We start from the raw sequence: 15289 nt of genomic DNA on the forward strand, positions 1-15289 counted from the left end.
ACTGAAATGCCAGAGAACCGGCTGAACCGACGGACGGGAGGCCCGTGGCGGTGTCGCCACGGGCCTCCCGTCCGTCATTGGGTCGCGTCTACGCGACCGCAGCCTGCACCTGCCGCTGGACGCGACCGAGCATGCCCACCATGCCGCGGATCCGCAGCGGGCTGACCGCCTCGGACAGGCCGATGGTCAACGGGTAGTCCGTCGGGACGGCGAGTACCTGCTCGACGGTCAGGCCGGACAGGCCCTGCGCCAGGATCGAGGCGAAGCCGCGGGTGGTCGGTGCTTCGCGCGGTGCGGTGGCGTGCATCCGGACGACGTCCGGGTCGTCGCCGTCCTCGCCCACGGTCACGGTGATGAAGACGGGGGACTGGCACTCCTCGACGCGTTCGAGCTCGTCCTCGTGCCCCTGCAGGCGTTCGGGCAGTGCGGGCAGCTCGTTCGAGAACTCGAGCAGGAGCTGCAGGCGGTCCTTCTGGCCCAGGGCGAGGAAGTCGTCGCGGATCTCGGCGAGGGTGGCGGGGAGCGTGGCGTCGGTGCTGGCGTTCATCGGTTCGGAACCGTACCCGGCTCGGATCCCTGCACGATGGGGACGCGGACGGCGCTGCCCCACTCGGTCCACGAACCGTCGTAGTTGCGGACGTCGGCGTAGCCGAGCAGGTGCTGCAGGACGAACCAGGTGTGGCTCGAACGCTCACCGATGCGGCAGTACGCGATGACCTGGTCGGCGTCACCGATGCCGGCGCCCTCGCGGTAGATCGCGTCGAGTTCAGCGCGCGACCGGAAGGTGCCGTCGGGCGCCGCCGCCGCGGCCCAGGGGATGTTCACCGCGGTGGGGACGTGCCCGCCGCGCAGCGCGCCCTCTTCCGGGTAGTCGGGCGCGGTCGTGCGCTCCCCGCTGTACTCCGGGGCGCTCCGGACGTCGATGAGCGGCTTGCCGAGGTGCGCGAGGACGTCGTCCTTGAAGGCACGGACGGGCTCGTCGTGGCGCTCGACGACGGGGTAGTCGACGGGAGTCACGGGGGTCTCCTCGGTGGTCAGTGCGCGGTCCTCGGCGATCCACTTGGCGCGGCCGCCGTCGAGCAGGCGGACGTCCTGGTGGCCGAACAGGGTGAACACCCAGAGGGCGTACGCGGCCCACCAGTTGTTCTTGTCGCCGTAGATCACGACGGTGGTGTCGCGGCCGATGCCCTTGCCGCCGAGGAGCTCGGCGAACGCGGCGCCGTCGATGTAGTCGCGCTGCACCGGGTCGTTGAGGTCGGTGTGCCAGTCGACCTTCACAGCGCCGGGGATGTGTCCGGTCTCGTAGAGCAGGACGTCCTCGTCGGACTCGACGACCACCAGGTCGGGCGCGCCGGCACCGGAGTCCAGTTGCTCCTGCAGCCACTCGGTGGAGACGAGGCGCTCCGGGTGCGCGTAGGCGGCGAACTGCTCGGACGGGTCGACCGGTGCGGTCATCGGGGGTACCTCCAGGGGGTGCGGGGGAGCGTGGTGCTGGGGAGCGTGCTGCTGGCGTCGGACTAGGATCGGGCGTCGGTGCCTGTGGGCAACGGTACGCGGACGTACCGTGCCCCTGACGCAACGTGACACCCCACGACATGCTTCCCGGAAGGGTCCCCCGATTGCCCGCTCACCTCGTCGACCGTGATCCCCGGGTGACCCCGCAGCAGATGGCCGCGGCGCTCGTGCCCCCGCCGCAGTTCACGGACGCGTCGTTCGACTCGTACCGGCCGGACCCGGACTACGCCTCGCAGGCCTCGGTCCGCGATGCCGTCGCCGCCTTCGTGACCGCAGGGCCCGCCGAGGCCCCACGGCGCGGGCTGTTCGGGAGGCGCAAGCAGTCGGCGGAACCGTCGGCCAAGTCCGGGGTCTACCTGGACGGCGGCTTCGGTGTCGGCAAGACCCACCTGCTCGCCGCCGCGTACCACGCGGCCACCGGGCGGAAGACCTTCGGCACCTTCATCGAGTACACCGCGCTCGTCGGGGCACTGGGGTTCCAGGGGACGGTCGACCTGCTCCGCGGCACCGACCTGGTGTGCATCGACGAGTTCGAGCTCGACGACCCGGGCGACACGATGGTGATGACCCGGCTCATCAAGGAACTGACCGAGACGGGCACCCGCTTCGCCGCGACGTCGAACACGCCGCCGGGGGCGCTCGGCGAAGGACGCTTCGCCGCCCAGGACTTCCTGCGCGAGATCCAGGCGATGTCCGACCGCTTCGACACCATGCGCATCGACGGCCTCGACTACCGCCGACGTGCGGTGGACGAGTCCGCTGCCGTCGTCGACGACGTCGCCGGGTTGCTGCCCACGGGCGCGGTCACGCTCGACGACTTCGCAGCGGTGGTCGCACACCTGGGTTCCGTGCACCCCTCGAAGTACGTCGCGCTGGTCGAGGACCTGGACGCCGTCGGACTGACCGACGTCCGGGCGTTCACCGACCAGACCGACGCGCTGCGCTGGGTCGCCCTGGTGGACCGGCTGTACGACGCGCAGGTGCGGATCGTCGCCTCGGGGACCCCGCTCGACCAGGTGTACCCCGACGTGATGCTCGAGGGCGGCTACCGCAAGAAGTACCTGCGCGCGGCGTCCCGCGTCGTGGCGCTCACTCGCGCCTGAACGTCGCTCCCTGCCCGGACCGATCTGTCCACGGCGGTCTCCTGCCCCTCGCGCAGGGGACATCGGGCCGCTGGAAACACGACGTTTACAAACGGCGCGGTCGCGTTACATCCGCGAAACAGTTCGTGCTCCCTCGTGAAACCTCGCCTCGCCAGACTCGGTGACACCCGAGGCGGTCCAAGAGCCGCTCGTGCAATCGAGAGGTGAACAGATGCTTGATCAGGGCCAGACAGGCTTCATCATGATCATGGCTGCGCTGGTGTTGTTCATGACACCCGGCCTGGCCTTCTTCTACGGCGGTTTGGTGAAGGCGAAGTCCGTCATCTCCATGATGATGATGTCCTTCGGTGCGATCGCGCTCGTCGGCGTCCTCTGGGTGCTGTACGGCTACGCGATCGCCTTCGCCAACACGGGGCCGCACACGGCCGTCAGCGGCGTCGTCGGGTTCTTCAGCATCGACTGGAACCAGATCGGCCTCGGCCAGGCGTTCGAACAGTCCCAGGCCACCACGCTCGCCGCCACCTACCCCGACCTCGCCTTCGTCGGCTTCCAGGCCACCTTCGCGATCATCACCGTCGCGCTCATCTCCGGCGCCATCGCCGACCGCGCCAAGTTCGGCGCGTGGATGGTCTTCGCCGGCATCTGGGTCACGGTCGTCTACTTCCCGGTCGCCTCGTGGGTCTTCAACCTGACCTCCGGTTGGGCCGCCACGTGGGGCGTCATCGACTTCGCCGGTGGCACCGCGGTGCACATCAACGCCGGTGCGGCGGGTCTCGCCCTGGCGATCGTCCTCGGCAAGCGCGTCGGCTTCGCCAAGGGCGCGCACAAGCCGCACAACCCGCCCTTCGTCCTGCTCGGTGCCGCCATCCTGTGGTTCGGCTGGTTCGGCTTCAACGCCGGCTCCGCCGGTGCCGCGAACGGCGTCGCGTCGCTCGCCTGGATCAACACGCTCGCCGCTCCCGCAGCCGCGGTCCTCGGCTGGTTGCTCGTCGAGAAGCTCAAGGACGGCAAGGCCACCTCTGTCGGTGCCGCCTCGGGTGCCGTCACCGGCCTGGTCGCGATCACCCCGGCCTGTGCCAACCTGACCCCGGGCTGGGGCATCCTGCTCGGCTTCCTCGCCGGCATCGTCTGCTGCTTCGCCATCGACTGGAAGTACCGCCTGGGCTTCGACGACTCGCTCGACGTGGTCGGCGTGCACCTGGTCGGCGGCATCTTCGGCACCCTGTTCCTCGGGTTCTTCGCCAACGACACCGGCCTGATCTACTCCGGCTCGTTCGAGCAGCTCGGCAAGCAGGCGGCCGCAGCCGGTGCCGTCGGCGCCTACTCGTTCGTCCTGGCCTTCCTCATCGGCTGGATCATCGAGAAGACCATGGGCTTCCGCGTCAAGACCGAGGACGAGGTCGCGGGCATCGACACCGCCGTCCACGGCGAGGAGGGCTACGTCCTGTACGAGCAGACCGACGACAGCCCGGTCAGCGTCCGCTAGTCACCAGGCACCACCCGTACGACGACGGGCCCCGCGCACACAGCAGCGCGGGGCCCGTCGTCGTGTCGCTGGGTCGCGTGTTCGACGTGACCACGGACGGGAGGCTCTCCACCGGTCACGGTCGGTCCGCCGCTGGCGCGTCGGCACGGAAGCGGCTTCGGAGGCGCGGTGCGGGTCGGACCCGCACCGCGCCTCCAGGCAGCTGGGCGCGTCAGCGACCCGTTGGTTCCGTTGGTTCCGCCGGTTCGGTTGGTTCCGCCGGTTCGGTTGGTTCCGCCGGTTCGGTTGGTTCCGCCGGCGACGTCACCAGGCGTAGTCCTCCGGCGAGGTCGTGTGCCCCGGGAAGATCTCGTCGAGCCGGTCGAGTGCACGCTGGTCGAGGCGGATGTCGACAGCGCGGACCGCGGACTCCCACTGCTCCATCGTGCGCGGGCCGGTGATCGGCGCGGTGACGCCGGGCTGGTGCAGCAGCCAAGCGAGGGCGAGCTCCCCGGGGGTGTGCCCGAGTTCCTTCGCGAAGGACTCGTACGCGGTGAGCTGGTCACGGTGCGAATCGACGTACTCGGCGCTGCGGCCGGACAGGCGACGCGAGCCGTTCTCCGTCTTCTCGATGACGCCGCCGAGCAGGCCGCCCTGCAGCGGCGACCACGGGATCACGCCGAGGCCGTACGCACGGGCGGCGGGCAGGACCTCGCGCTCGACGTCGCGGACCACGAGGTTGTAGATCGACTGCTCGCTGACCAGGCCGAAGGTGTTGCGGCGCTTCGCGGCCTCCTGCGCCTGGGCGATGTGCCAGCCGGCGAAGTTCGACGAGCCGACGTAGAGCACCTTGCCCTGCTGCACGGCGACGTCGATCGCCTGCCAGATCTCGTCCCACGGCGTCGCACGGTCGACGTGGTGGAACTGGTACAGGTCGATGTGGTCGGTCTGCAGCCGCTGCAGACTCGCGTCGAGCGACTGCCGGATGTTCAGGGCGCTGAGCTTGCCGCCGTTCGGCCAGTCGATCATCTCGCCGTAGACCTTCGTGGCGAGGACGGTCTTCTCGCGACGCCCGCCGCCCTCGGCGAACCAGCGGCCGATGATCTCCTCGGTGGCACCCTTGCCCACCGAGCCGCCGTACCCGTTGGCGGTGTCGAAGAAGTTGACGCCGAGCTCGTGGGCCCGGTCCATGATCGCGTGCGAGTCGTCCTCGCTGGTCTCCGGGCCGAAGTTCATCGTGCCGAGCACTGCTCGTGAAACCGACAGCCCTGTCCGTCCGAGGTGTGTGTAGTCCATGAGACGGGTCTACTCGTGACGCGCTGGTGGCGCCAGGCCCTGGGAGTACCGGTCGAGGGGTGGGGAGTAGTCAGGGAGGACCACTCGAGAGGAGCAGCCATGCCAGCCAAGGACGAGATCCCCAGCACCCTGCAGCGGTCCCCGGAGCACGCGCAGGAGATCTTCGAGAAGGCGCTCGACTCGGCGAACGAGTCGTACGGACCGGGCGAGCGCGCGCACCGCACCGCGTTCGCCGCGGTGAAGCACGAGTACGAGAAGGTCGGCGACCACTGGGAGGAGAAGGAGTCCTCCGGCCCGTCCGACTCCGGTGCCGCGGGTTCGCGTGGTGCTGGCTCGGACTCATCCGGGAAGACCGAGGGCGGTGTCGACGCGAACGCCTCGAAGGCACACCTGATGGACGTCGCGAAGCGGCTCGACGTGCGCGGCCGGTCGAAGATGAACAAGGACGAGCTGGTCGACGCGATCGGCAAGGCCAACGACCGTGCGACCGCCGCCGCGCGGAAGTGACGGTGCGAGGCGGGGCCTGCATTCCTCGGCAGGCATGCTGGCTCGGGGCGAGGGGGTAACGTGCCGACGGTGAACATCCCAGCACTCCGTGGCAGCCGGATCCTCGGGTTCGGACACCACCAGCCCGAACGCATCCTGACCAACGACGAACTGTCGACGATGGTCGACACGAACGACGAGTGGATCCGCACCCGCACCGGCATCCAGACCCGACGGATCGCCGGGCCCGACGACACCGTCACGTCGATGGCGATCGAGGCGGGCCGCCGTGCCCTCGCCGACGCCGGGGTGTCGCCCTCGGCCGTCGGACTCGTCATCGTCGCGTCCACCACGCACCAGGACCGCGCTCCGTACACGGCCGGCCGGGTCGCCGCCGCACTCGGCATGACGAACGGCCCAGCGCCGATCGACATCAACACCGCGTGCAGTGGCTTCGAGTACGCGCTCGGGCTCGCCGACCAGTCCATCCGGACCGGCTCGGCCGACGTCGCGCTCGTGATCGGGTCCGAGGTGCTGTCCGGCATCGCCGACTGGACCGACCGGTCGACCTGTGTGCTCGTCGGTGACGGAGCCGGCGCCGCCGTGCTCGGTGTCGCCGAGACGCCCGAGATCGGGCCGGTGTCGTGGGGGAGCGTGCCGCACCTGCTCGATGCCGTCCGCGTGGAGGGGTCGCCGGGGCGCTTCAACCAGGAGGGTCGCTCGATCTACCGCTGGGCCATCACCGAGGCGGAGGGACACGCCCGCAAGGTCGTCGAAGCCGCGGGGCTCTCGATGGACGACATCGAGGTGTTCGCGTTCCACCAGGCGAACCTGCGGATCATCGAGCCGCTCGTGACCGCGCTCGGCGGGGAGTCCAAGTTCGTCATCCGCGACGTCGTCGAGTCCGGGAACACCTCGGCGGCGAGTGTGCCGCTCGGGCTGTCGAAGGCGTGGGAGCGTGGTGACCTGCCCGAGGGGGTGCCGGCGCTGCTGTTCGGCTTCGGGGGCGGGTTCGCGCACGCTGGACAGGTCGTGACGACGCCCGTGCGGTCCTTCTAGGACACGGCCTGCAACAGACACAGACACAGACGCAGGAACGGCCCGGGCACGCTGCCCGGGCCGTTCCTGTGTCAGTGCTTGGTGCCCTGGTCCGGCGCTTCGTGCCGGGGTTCAGGGCGTCGTGCCGGGGTTCAGGGCGTCGTGCCGGGGTTGAGCGCGTCGTGCCGGGGTTCAGCGTTTCGTGCCGTGGTCGTCGTTGCCCGGCTCGGTCCAGAGGTCCTGGTCCTTGCCCGCGCCACGCTTCCACGGCAGGACACGCCGGGTCTTCTCGGCCGCGGGGGTCACGGTCAGGACGATCGGGAACTGCGCCGGCGGCATGCCGAAGCCCGTCCGTGACGCCTGGATGACCTTGCGACCCAGCGCGTGGTTACCGAGGCCACCGACGGCCGCTCCGATGCCGAACGGCAGGGCCCGACCGAGCACCGACCCGCCCTGTCGGATGGCGAAGCGCTTGATGAACTGGTCTCGGACCTGTCCGCCGATGCCGTTCACCATCTGCTTCGGGAGGGACGAGGTCACCATCTCGCCCCAGAACGCGGTCCGGACCTGGCCACCGGCGATCTGTCCACCGAGTTGCTTGATCAGCTGCGTCCCCGGGGCGCCGAGGATCATCGCCATCACCAGGGTGCGAGCGCGCTCGGGGTCGTCCAGGGCGATCCCGTGCACCTCGGTCACCGACTGGGCGAACAGCGCCGTGGTCTCGAGGAACCCGATCGTCTCCGCACCGCTCAGTCCGAGCGCGGCAACCATCCCGACGCCCGGGATCACGGCGCTCGCACCGACCGCGGCACCACCGGTCGTCACGGCCGTGAGGTACTGCCGCTCGAGGATCTGGATGACCTCGGCCGGCGTGGCATCGGGCTTGCGGCGGCGGATCGCCTTGACGTGCGCCACGACCGCCGGCCGCTGCACACTGATGGCGCGGTCGAGCAACTTGACCCATCCTGCGGGTTGTTGCGGTTGTGGTTGCGGGGTTCTGGAGTCGTCTGACGTGGGGGAGACCTGGGCGTTCGGCAGCGGCACGATCGCCTGGTCCTTCGGGGAGCGGGCCATGCGCTCACCGTACGCCGGGCATGTGGGAGGCTCGCTGGATGGGCGGCGACCGGACAGCGCGACCCCTCGACGTGGCTCGCCGCGCGGCCGGGTTCCTGCCCGTCCACGAGGTCACCGCGCTCGCACCGGACGTCCGCGTGCTCGACCCCGGGTCCGTCCTGATCGGGGCGGGCGTGACCGTCCTGCCCGGAGCCGTGCTGTACCCGTCCACGACCCTGGAGACCCGCGACGGCGGCCTGATCTCGGTCGCTTCCGGAGCACGACTCGGCCCCGGGCCGGTGACCATCGTCGCGTCCGCGGCGACCGTGCACGTCGGCGAGGACGCCGAACTCGGGCCCGGACCGGTGACGATCATCGCGACGGGATCCGACGTGGTGGTGGGTGGTCGCGCTCGCCTGACGGCCGGGTGTCTCGTCGAGGGGCCGGCGCGCATCGGCTCCGGCGCGCAGGTGCTCGGGCCGGTGTCCGTCCGGGACGTCGAACTGGCGGACGGCGGCGACCACCGCGAACCCGACCCGGACCACCGCGGCGGTGTGGTCAAGGGCACGGGGCCCGTCCGTGGTGTGCGCGTGGGGGTCGGCGAGGTCGTGGTCGGCGGGGTGTTGAACGGCCGCGGAGTCTCCGGTTCGCCGACGGTGGAGCGCCAGCGGGAGTACCACCCCGAGGCACCGCACCGCCCGCGCTGACCGTCCGTGGTGGGTCACCCGCACGGGACACCCGCACGCCGGAGGGCAGCCCGCACCCGGTCGGGCTGCATCAGGTCGGCCCACGAGAGCCGCACGACCGCGCGGACACCGGGGCACGACCGGATGAAGTCCTCACGCCGTTTCTCGCGCCAGTGCGCGTCCGCGGTGGAGCGCCCGTCGAGCATCACCGGGTCCTCGTACTTCGCGCGGCCGTCGACCTCGACCACGACGCCCTGGTCCGGGAACCAGAAGTCCACCACCGCCGTTGCCGATCCGGCCCGGGCGAACACGTGCTGCTGCACCGGCTCGGGCACGCCGAGCTCGCGGAACCGCACCCGGCACACCGACTCGGCCGGCGACCCCGACAGTGCCGACCCCATCGCGATCGCGAGGCCCGCCTTGCTGCGGGCTGCTGTCAGCGCTGCGAACTCCGCCTCGAGCGTCGCGCGATCGCTGAGCCGACGCGAGAGCACGGAGTCGACGACGGGCAGCGCCTCGAACAACGCGCGCGTCGCAGCGACGTCGATCGCGGTCCTCGCCGGGGTCGTCGTGGGTATCGAGTCCTCGTCGATCCTGACCGCGGGCGGCCGCATCTGCGAGCCGTGCCGGACGAACCACGCCGTGACACGAGTGTGCGTCGTGGTCGGATCGGAGAGGTGCACCTTCGGCGGTGCCGCTGCGACCAACGGCAGACCGAGGACGGCGCAGGCAGACTGGTGTGAGACGACGTCCGTGTCACGGATCCGGTGCGCCGAGGCCCGGACGAGCACATGGTGCTGCTCGCCGGGGTGCAGCCCGTCGAGGGCACCCGGGTGGACGAGGACGCCCGGACGGAGGCGTTCGAAGCGTCCGCGGTGAACGTCGCGTTCGAGGGCACGGCGTTCGGCGGAGGTCGCGCCCGATGTGCGGATCAGTTCGACGTCGTTCGCTCTGGACATGACACCAGGCTCGCCGAACGCGGAGATCCAGCACGCTCCGGACGCCGATCTGTGGAGACTCTGGCGGTAACAGCGCCCTGTGGAGGACTGACCGCCTGCAGTGCGTGTGCATGTTCCGACGATCCACGCGTCGAACGACTCGTGTGTTGTCGCCTGATGTGCGCGCAACTACTGCGTGTGCATGTTCCGACGATGCACGACGCGAACGACTGGTGGAATGTCGCAGAACGGGTGCGCCCGGCGCGACCGCGCGCGCTACACCCGCGCGAGCTCCGCCCGCAGCGGCAGGTCCTGCTCCTCGAGGATGATCTGCGCGCCCACGGCGGTGCGGGCGTTCACGACGATCGGCGCGAGCAGGTTGACCGTGGTGCCGGACGCCCCGGGGTTCGCGACCACCAGCAGCATCGCGTCCGCGGGGTCGGTCAGCCCGAGCGCGGCGGCCTGCTCGTCGGTGAGCTCGGGCGCGTACGACGGCAGGTGCACCGCGGCGTCGAGCAGGAACAGCCGCGCGTCGTCGCCGACGAGCGTGAACAGCCCCTCGGCGCCGTCGACGGGCGACAGGGCGAAGGCCGGCGCGGCAGCGAGTCCGAACGGCGGGACGGCGAAGGTCAGGGAGATGCTCATCGGAGGTAGTCCATCAGGGTCGGCTGCAGGACCTTCGCGGTGACGGCGAGGGCTGCCTGGTAGTTGGTCTGCTGCACCTGCAGGTCGAGGACGGCCTTGGCGAGGTCCACGTCCTCGATGCCGGCGCGGCGGCTCTCGAGCGAGACGGTCGCGGACTTCAGTGAGTCCTGCGCCGCGAGCGCGGCGGCGTGCCGGACCCCGACGTCGGCCTGGGCGCCGCGGACGGTCCCGAGCGCGCCGTCCACGTCGTTGATCCGCGCGTTCACGTTCACCCCGTTCTGCAGGTCGCTGACGATGGAGTCGATCACGGCGAACACCGAGTCGTCACCGGATCCGAAGACCGCGGTGCCGGTGGTGTCGACGCGGACGGTCGTGCCGTCACCGATCCGCCGGGACACGTCGGTGCCCGAGGCCGCCCAACCCGTGGCCGGGTCGTGGGCGGCAGCGGCGGTCGCCGACCCCGCGAACACCGAACGGGTGCCGTAGGTGGTGTTGGCTCGTGCCTCGAGGTCGGCCTTGAGCGACCGGAACTGCGTGACGAAGGCGTCGCGGTTCGTCTCGCTCATGGTGCCCGAGTTCGCGGCCTGGACCGTGAGGTCGCGGACGTTGTTGAGCACCCCGTACACGCTCGACAGTGCACTGTCGGTGGTCGCGAGCCACGCCGCGGCGTCGTCTGCGTTCCGCGAGTACTGCGCCGCAGCGGCCTGCTCCTTGCGCACCTGCATCGACGACGCGGTGCCGACGGGGTCGTCTGACGGCTTCTGGATGGCGCGCAGCGTCGTGGCCTGGTCGGTGAGCTCGGCGACCTTCGCGGCACCGGCCTGCAGCCGGGCCGAGGCGGCCGCCATCGACATCTGGGTGGTCACACGGGTGATCACGATCAGCCCCTCCCGACGAGTCCGACTCGGTTGATGATGGTGTCGAGCATCTCGTCGACGGCGGTCAGGACGCGCGCGGCGCCCTGGTACGCGTGCTGGTAGCTCAGCAGGTTCACGTTCTCCTCGTCGAGGTCGACGCCGGCGCTCGACTGCTGCTGGGTGCGTGCGTTGGTGAGCGCGAGTCCGGTCAGCGTCGATTCCGACGTCGCCGACCTGGAGGCGGTGCCCACCCCCGTCACGAACGTCGCCCAGACCTGGTCGGCACCGTCGGACGACGCCCCGAGTCGCGCGAGCGCGTCGGCGAACGAGTCGTCGAGTTCGCCCGCCGCGTTCCGCGTCGCCAGGCCGCCGGCGTCCGTGGGGACGACGCCGAGCGCCTGGGCGGCGGGCACACCGGTCGCGAGTGAGAAGAACGGTGCGCCCGTGGCGCCGGCCGGGGTGGTCCCGGTGGCGTGCAGGGCGTTCACGGTGGTGGCGAGTCGGGTGGCCACGGCGTCGTAGGACGCGGACGCCTCGGCGAGTGCCCCGCCGGTGCCGGTGCCGGACGCGGGCGCCAGGACGGCGAGGGCTCCGCCGATCGACCCGCCGCTCAGCCCGACGGCCCCGGTCGTGCCGGTGGTCCAGGTCAGGGTGACCGCGGTGCCGTCGGCCAGACGCTCGCCGCCGCCGAGGGCGACCGAGCGGGCGTCGGTGCCCTGCACGAGCGGGTTGCCACCGAGGAGCACGTCGACCGTGCCGTCGGCGTTGGTCCGGGTGGTGCCGCCGGCGAGCGTGGCGATCTGCTGCGTGAGCTGGTCGCGCTGGTCGAGCAGCTCGTTGGCGGTGCCGCCCGACGCCAGTGCGGTGCGGATCCGGCCGTTCAGGTCCGCGACCTGCTCCGCGGCGCCGTTCAGCTGGGCGACCTGGCCGGTCAGGGAGCCGCGCACCGACGACCACTGCGCATCGACGGCCTTCGATCCGGCGGCCAGGGCGGAGACGACGGTGCCCGCGGCCCCGAGCACCGCGCTCGCGGCACCGGGGTCGTCGGGGTGGCTGGCGAGCTCGCTCCAGGACGACCAGAACGCATCCAGCTTGGCGCTCAGACCGTCCTTGCCGGGCTCGTGCAATCCGGTCTCGAGGGCGGAGAGTGCGCTGGCGCGGGCGTCGGCGTACGCCGACGAACCGGCGGCGACGCGGACGCCGGCGTCGAGCGTCAGGGACGCCAGGCGGGCGATGCCGTCGACGGAGACGCCCTGGCCGGCGAGGGCCGCGGTGCCCCGCATGAAGCCGGTCTGGGTCGCGGGGACCGAGTTCTGCGTGACGCGCTGCCGCGTGTACCCGGCGGTGCCGGCGTTGGCGATGTTCTGGCCGGTGACGTCGATGCCGGCCCGGGCCGCGGCGAGGCCGGAGTACGCCGTCGCGAGGGATCCGAAGGTGCTGACCACGGTGTTACAGCGTCCCCTCGAACAGGCGGGCGCCGTCCGCGCCGGCACCCGACGTGCCGGTGGCGTCGTAGGTGGCGGCGCCGGTGACGGTCCCGGCCAGGGTCTCCTCGGTGGCCTGGGCGGCGGCACGGAGGAACCGGTCGTTCTCGTCGCGCAGCGCGCCGATCTGGGTGGTCAGCTCGACCATCGCGGTGAGGTGCGACGACAGGATCTCGCCCCACGGGCCGTTCGGCGCCGCGGCGACGACGTCCCGCAGGGGAGCGTCGGCGGGCACGCCCCACTCCTCGGCGACCTCGGCACTCTGCGCGGCGCGCTCGAGTCCGGTGCTGCGGAGCCGGTCGAGGACCTGCTCGACCTCGCGGCTGGCGTGCGACACCCAGCGGGAGCGGCCCGCGGTGAGCAGGAGCTGCTCCTCCTCGAGCTTGAAGGTGAGCAGTTCGAGCAGCTCGCGTTCGCGCCAGAGCACGGCGGACAGGTCGTTCACGCTCATCAGCTCCTCCCAGGTGGTGGTTCGTCGGGGTGGCCCCCGGTCCGTCATCCTGCGGACACCGGGACCTATCGACTCGGTGGTCGCGACCGTAAGCCCCGGCGGCCGAGTGCCGACTCAGTACTCGCCGAGACTGTGACCCGATGAGCCCTGTCGGGGGACAAGAACGGTCGTTCCCCACCCGGAGTCCCCAGAAATGCCGACCGGATCCGGGCCCTGACACCCCCGCACTGGGGACGCATGTGGACCCACTCAGCCCATTGCCAGCCGATACATTCAGAACGCACCCCGGGGGACGCCCGGAACTGCTCGGGAACGACACGGGGTGCTCCGCTCGGAGGGACCCGGGCGGTTCTTCGGCGTACGCACCGGCCATCCGAGGCCGGCGCTCGTCGCGCCCACGGACGGGTGAGCCGACACACGTCAGGTCGACCAGGGGATGAGCATGGACCGCACCGAACGCAACGCGATGATCGTGGAGCACCTCCCGCTCGTGGGCTACATCGTGGCCGACGTCCGCTCCCGGGCGACGCACCTGGACCGCGACGACCTCGCCGCCGTCGGGTCCCTCGCCCTCGTCGCCGCGGCCGATGCGTTCGACCCCACCCTCGGCGTCCCGTTCGGCGCCTACGCCCGCACCCGGATCACCGGGGCACTGGCCGACGACATGCGCTCGGCCGACTGGGCCTCCCGCGGCACCCGCAAGCGCATCCGCGAGACCCTGGCCACGCAGGAGGCCCTGTCGGCGCGACTCGGCCGGACCGTCGGTGCGCAGGAGATCGCCGACGCGATGGGCGTCGACAAGCAGACCGCGGTGGACGCGATGAGCGACGCCGCCCGCACCGTCGCGCCCCTCGACGAGACCGTGCACGACCTGGTCGCGGCAGACCTGCCGCTCCCGGGGGACGACCTGCTCGAGACCGAGAAACGCCGGTACCTCCGCGCCGCGGTCGAGGCCCTGCCCGAGCGGATGCGCTTCATCGTCGAGGCCGTGTACTTCGGCGACCGATCGGTCACCGACGTCGCCGCCGAGCTCGGCATCACGCACTCCGCCGTCTCGCAGCAGCGCTCCGAGGCGATGCGCCTGCTCCACGACGGTCTCGCCGCCCACTACGGCGACGGCACCACCGTCGAGCCCGCCAGCCGCACCACCGCGGCCCGTCGCAGTGCGTACCTGGCCCGTGTCGCCACGAACGCCGCCGCCGGTGTCGCCCGCGCGGTGCACGACGCTGCAGCAGGACCGGCCGTCGCGGCGAGTTGAGACGTCGGCGGAAACTTCTCCGCCGATCCCCTAACGACTCCCGGCGACCGGCCGAGAGTCATCCATGTCAGCCCACGGACGGGCAGACGCACGACCCACGTTCACGGAGGAAACCACCATGGGTATGTCCATCAACACCAACCTCTCGGCACTCAACACGTACCGGAACCTGAACTCGACGCAGAACGACCTGTCGAAGTCCCTCGAGAAGCTCTCGAGCGGCCTCCGCATCAACCGTGCTGCCGACGACGCTTCCGGTCTGACGATCTCCGAGGGGCTGAAGTCCCAGGTCGGTGGCCTCACGGTCGCCGCCCGCAACGCGCAGGACGGCATCTCCGTCGTGCAGACCGCTGAAGGTGGCCTCACCGAGACCCACTCGATCCTCCAGCGCATGCGCGACCTGGCCGTCCAGGCCGGCAACGACTCGAACAACGAGGACTCGCGGAAGGCGATCACCACCGAGGTCGGCGAGCTCACCAAGGAGCTCACCCGCATCTCGGCGTCGACCAACTTCAACGGCATCAAGCTGCTCGACGGCTCCGCCGGCGCCGCAGGGGTGCTGAAGTTCCAGGTCGGCGCGAACGGTGACGCGGCGAGCCAGATCGACGTGGACCTGTCGAAGTCGAACGTGGAGTCCGTGTCGACCGCGGTCGGCGCGCTCACCTTCGACTCGGCCACGAACGCTCAGGCTGCCATCACCGCGATCGACGAGCAGATCAAGTACGTCTCCTCCGCTCGTTCGACCATCGGTGCCATCCAGAACCGCTTCGACCACGCCATCAACGTGACGAACGTGGCCAAGGAGAACCTGACGGCTGCCGGTTCGCGCATCACCGACGTCGACATGGCACAGGAGATGGTCAAGTACACGCGCGACAACATCCTGAGCCAGGCCGGCACCTCGATGCTCGCGCAGGCGAACCAGAGCACCCAGGGCGTGCTCTCGCTCCTGCGCTAGCCATCACGCGGTCCGCCCTCCGGGCCCCCTGCGGGCACGGAGGGCGGACCTCGCCG

Annotated in this window: 16 protein-coding genes; 7 read left to right on the forward strand and 9 right to left on the reverse strand. The window is 71.0% G+C overall.

The genetic code is table 11. The features are described from left to right. Nucleotides 1-88 precede the first annotated feature (88 nt). Nucleotides 89-547, reverse strand: coding sequence for a SufE family protein (locus tag MXD64_RS08450; protein ID WP_056068489.1), 459 nt, complete (start codon nt 545-547; stop codon nt 89-91). Beyond that, nucleotides 544-1455, reverse strand: coding sequence for a sulfurtransferase (locus tag MXD64_RS08455; RefSeq protein ID WP_263137407.1), 912 nt, complete (start codon nt 1453-1455; stop codon nt 544-546). The genes MXD64_RS08450 and MXD64_RS08455 overlap by 4 nt, the downstream gene beginning before the upstream one ends. A gap of 140 nt (nt 1456-1595) precedes the next feature. On the opposite strand from MXD64_RS08455, the gene zapE reads away from it, so the two are divergent. Both zapE and MXD64_RS08465 read left to right on the forward strand, forming a co-directional pair. Next, nucleotides 1596-2618 (forward strand): cell division protein ZapE, encoded by a 1023-nt coding sequence (gene zapE, locus MXD64_RS08460; RefSeq protein WP_411512258.1) that lies wholly within the window; start codon nt 1596-1598, stop codon nt 2616-2618. A gap of 241 nt (nt 2619-2859) precedes the next feature. Next, nucleotides 2860-4104, forward strand: coding sequence for an ammonium transporter (locus tag MXD64_RS08465; RefSeq protein ID WP_017886119.1), 1245 nt, complete (start codon nt 2860-2862; stop codon nt 4102-4104). Between the two features lie 303 nt (nt 4105-4407). Here the strand turns inward: MXD64_RS08465 and MXD64_RS08470 are convergent, their stop codons facing one another. Next, on the reverse strand, nt 4408-5379 hold the full coding sequence (locus MXD64_RS08470; protein WP_031259266.1) for an aldo/keto reductase: 972 nt from the start codon (nt 5377-5379) through the stop codon (nt 4408-4410). A 99-nt stretch (nt 5380-5478) separates the two neighbouring features. Here MXD64_RS08470 and MXD64_RS08475 point away from each other — a divergent pair, with 99 nt between their 5' ends. Both MXD64_RS08475 and MXD64_RS08480 read left to right on the forward strand, forming a co-directional pair. Beyond that, nucleotides 5479-5886 carry a ChaB family protein gene (locus tag MXD64_RS08475; protein ID WP_042537067.1) on the forward strand — a complete coding sequence of 136 codons (408 nt, stop codon included), beginning with the start codon at nt 5479-5481 and terminating at the stop codon, nt 5884-5886. 69 nt (nt 5887-5955) lie between these two features. After that, nucleotides 5956-6924, forward strand: coding sequence for a beta-ketoacyl-ACP synthase III (locus MXD64_RS08480; RefSeq protein WP_082046796.1), 969 nt, complete (start codon nt 5956-5958; stop codon nt 6922-6924). Between the two features lie 171 nt (nt 6925-7095). Here the strand turns inward: MXD64_RS08480 and MXD64_RS08485 are convergent, their stop codons facing one another. Continuing rightward, the gene (locus tag MXD64_RS08485) at nt 7096-7977 is read right to left on the reverse strand and encodes a hypothetical protein (RefSeq protein WP_201300430.1); all 882 of its coding nucleotides are present in this window, start codon (nt 7975-7977) and stop codon (nt 7096-7098) included. A gap of 20 nt (nt 7978-7997) precedes the next feature. Here MXD64_RS08485 and MXD64_RS08490 point away from each other — a divergent pair, with 20 nt between their 5' ends. Next, nucleotides 7998-8663 (forward strand): hypothetical protein, encoded by a 666-nt coding sequence (locus MXD64_RS08490; RefSeq protein WP_263137410.1) that lies wholly within the window; start codon nt 7998-8000, stop codon nt 8661-8663. 14 nt (nt 8664-8677) lie between these two features. On the opposite strand, the gene MXD64_RS08495 is transcribed toward MXD64_RS08490, so the two are convergent. The 5 genes from MXD64_RS08495 to MXD64_RS08515 form a co-directional block, all read right to left on the reverse strand. Continuing rightward, the gene (locus MXD64_RS08495; protein ID WP_263137412.1) at nt 8678-9601 is read right to left on the reverse strand and encodes a hypothetical protein; all 924 of its coding nucleotides are present in this window, start codon (nt 9599-9601) and stop codon (nt 8678-8680) included. Between the two features lie 255 nt (nt 9602-9856). Continuing rightward, nucleotides 9857-10225, reverse strand: coding sequence for a flagellar assembly protein FliW (fliW, locus tag MXD64_RS08500; protein ID WP_017886126.1), 369 nt, complete (start codon nt 10223-10225; stop codon nt 9857-9859). Continuing rightward, entirely contained in the window at nt 10222-11103 is an 882-nt protein-coding gene (locus MXD64_RS08505) for a flagellin N-terminal helical domain-containing protein (protein ID WP_263137414.1), read from the reverse strand. The genes fliW and MXD64_RS08505 overlap by 4 nt, the downstream gene beginning before the upstream one ends. Before the next feature lie 2 nt (nt 11104-11105). Next, entirely contained in the window at nt 11106-12527 is a 1422-nt protein-coding gene (gene flgK / locus MXD64_RS08510; protein WP_263137415.1) for a flagellar hook-associated protein FlgK, read from the reverse strand. Between the two features lie 4 nt (nt 12528-12531). After that, nucleotides 12532-13017: a flagellar protein FlgN gene (locus MXD64_RS08515; RefSeq protein ID WP_017886129.1), complete on the reverse strand. Its 486-nt coding sequence runs from the start codon at nt 13015-13017 to the stop codon at nt 12532-12534. Nucleotides 13018-13459: 442 nt separating this feature from the next. Between MXD64_RS08515 and MXD64_RS08520 the strand changes: the two genes are divergently transcribed. Together MXD64_RS08520 and MXD64_RS08525 are read left to right on the forward strand one after the other, a co-directional pair. After that, entirely contained in the window at nt 13460-14275 is an 816-nt protein-coding gene (locus tag MXD64_RS08520) for a sigma-70 family RNA polymerase sigma factor (protein WP_040419087.1), read from the forward strand. Between the two features lie 118 nt (nt 14276-14393). Further along, nucleotides 14394-15233 carry a flagellin N-terminal helical domain-containing protein gene (locus MXD64_RS08525; RefSeq protein ID WP_031259268.1) on the forward strand — a complete coding sequence of 280 codons (840 nt, stop codon included), beginning with the start codon at nt 14394-14396 and terminating at the stop codon, nt 15231-15233. Nucleotides 15234-15289 lie beyond the last annotated feature (56 nt).

It is taken from the genome of Curtobacterium sp. Arg-1, assembly GCF_025643395.1.
GTDB classification, from domain to species: Bacteria; Actinomycetota; Actinomycetes; order Actinomycetales; family Microbacteriaceae; genus Curtobacterium; species Curtobacterium poinsettiae.

Bases quoted from the DNA above. Each gene is read 5' to 3' on its own strand.
- MXD64_RS08455 (WP_263137407.1), bottom strand. From the start codon at position 1,455: ATGACCGCACCGGTCGACCCGTCCGAGCAGTTCGCCGCCTACGCGCAC.
- zapE (WP_411512258.1), top strand. From the start codon at position 1,596: ATGCTTCCCGGAAGGGTCCCCCGATTGCCCGCTCACCTCGTCGACCGT.
- MXD64_RS08490 (WP_263137410.1), top strand. From the start codon at position 7,998: ATGTGGGAGGCTCGCTGGATGGGCGGCGACCGGACAGCGCGACCCCTC.
- MXD64_RS08520 (WP_040419087.1), top strand. From the start codon at position 13,460: ATGGACCGCACCGAACGCAACGCGATGATCGTGGAGCACCTCCCGCTC.
- MXD64_RS08525 (WP_031259268.1), top strand. From the start codon at position 14,394: ATGGGTATGTCCATCAACACCAACCTCTCGGCACTCAACACGTACCGG.
- fliW (WP_017886126.1), bottom strand. From the start codon at position 10,225: ATGAGCATCTCCCTGACCTTCGCCGTCCCGCCGTTCGGACTCGCTGCC.
- MXD64_RS08470 (WP_031259266.1), bottom strand. From the start codon at position 5,379: ATGGACTACACACACCTCGGACGGACAGGGCTGTCGGTTTCACGAGCA.
- MXD64_RS08515 (WP_017886129.1), bottom strand. From the start codon at position 13,017: ATGAGCGTGAACGACCTGTCCGCCGTGCTCTGGCGCGAACGCGAGCTG.
- MXD64_RS08475 (WP_042537067.1), top strand. From the start codon at position 5,479: ATGCCAGCCAAGGACGAGATCCCCAGCACCCTGCAGCGGTCCCCGGAG.
- MXD64_RS08450 (WP_056068489.1), bottom strand. From the start codon at position 547: ATGAACGCCAGCACCGACGCCACGCTCCCCGCCACCCTCGCCGAGATC.
- MXD64_RS08485 (WP_201300430.1), bottom strand. From the start codon at position 7,977: ATGGCCCGCTCCCCGAAGGACCAGGCGATCGTGCCGCTGCCGAACGCC.
- MXD64_RS08465 (WP_017886119.1), top strand. From the start codon at position 2,860: ATGATCATGGCTGCGCTGGTGTTGTTCATGACACCCGGCCTGGCCTTC.
- MXD64_RS08495 (WP_263137412.1), bottom strand. From the start codon at position 9,601: ATGTCCAGAGCGAACGACGTCGAACTGATCCGCACATCGGGCGCGACC.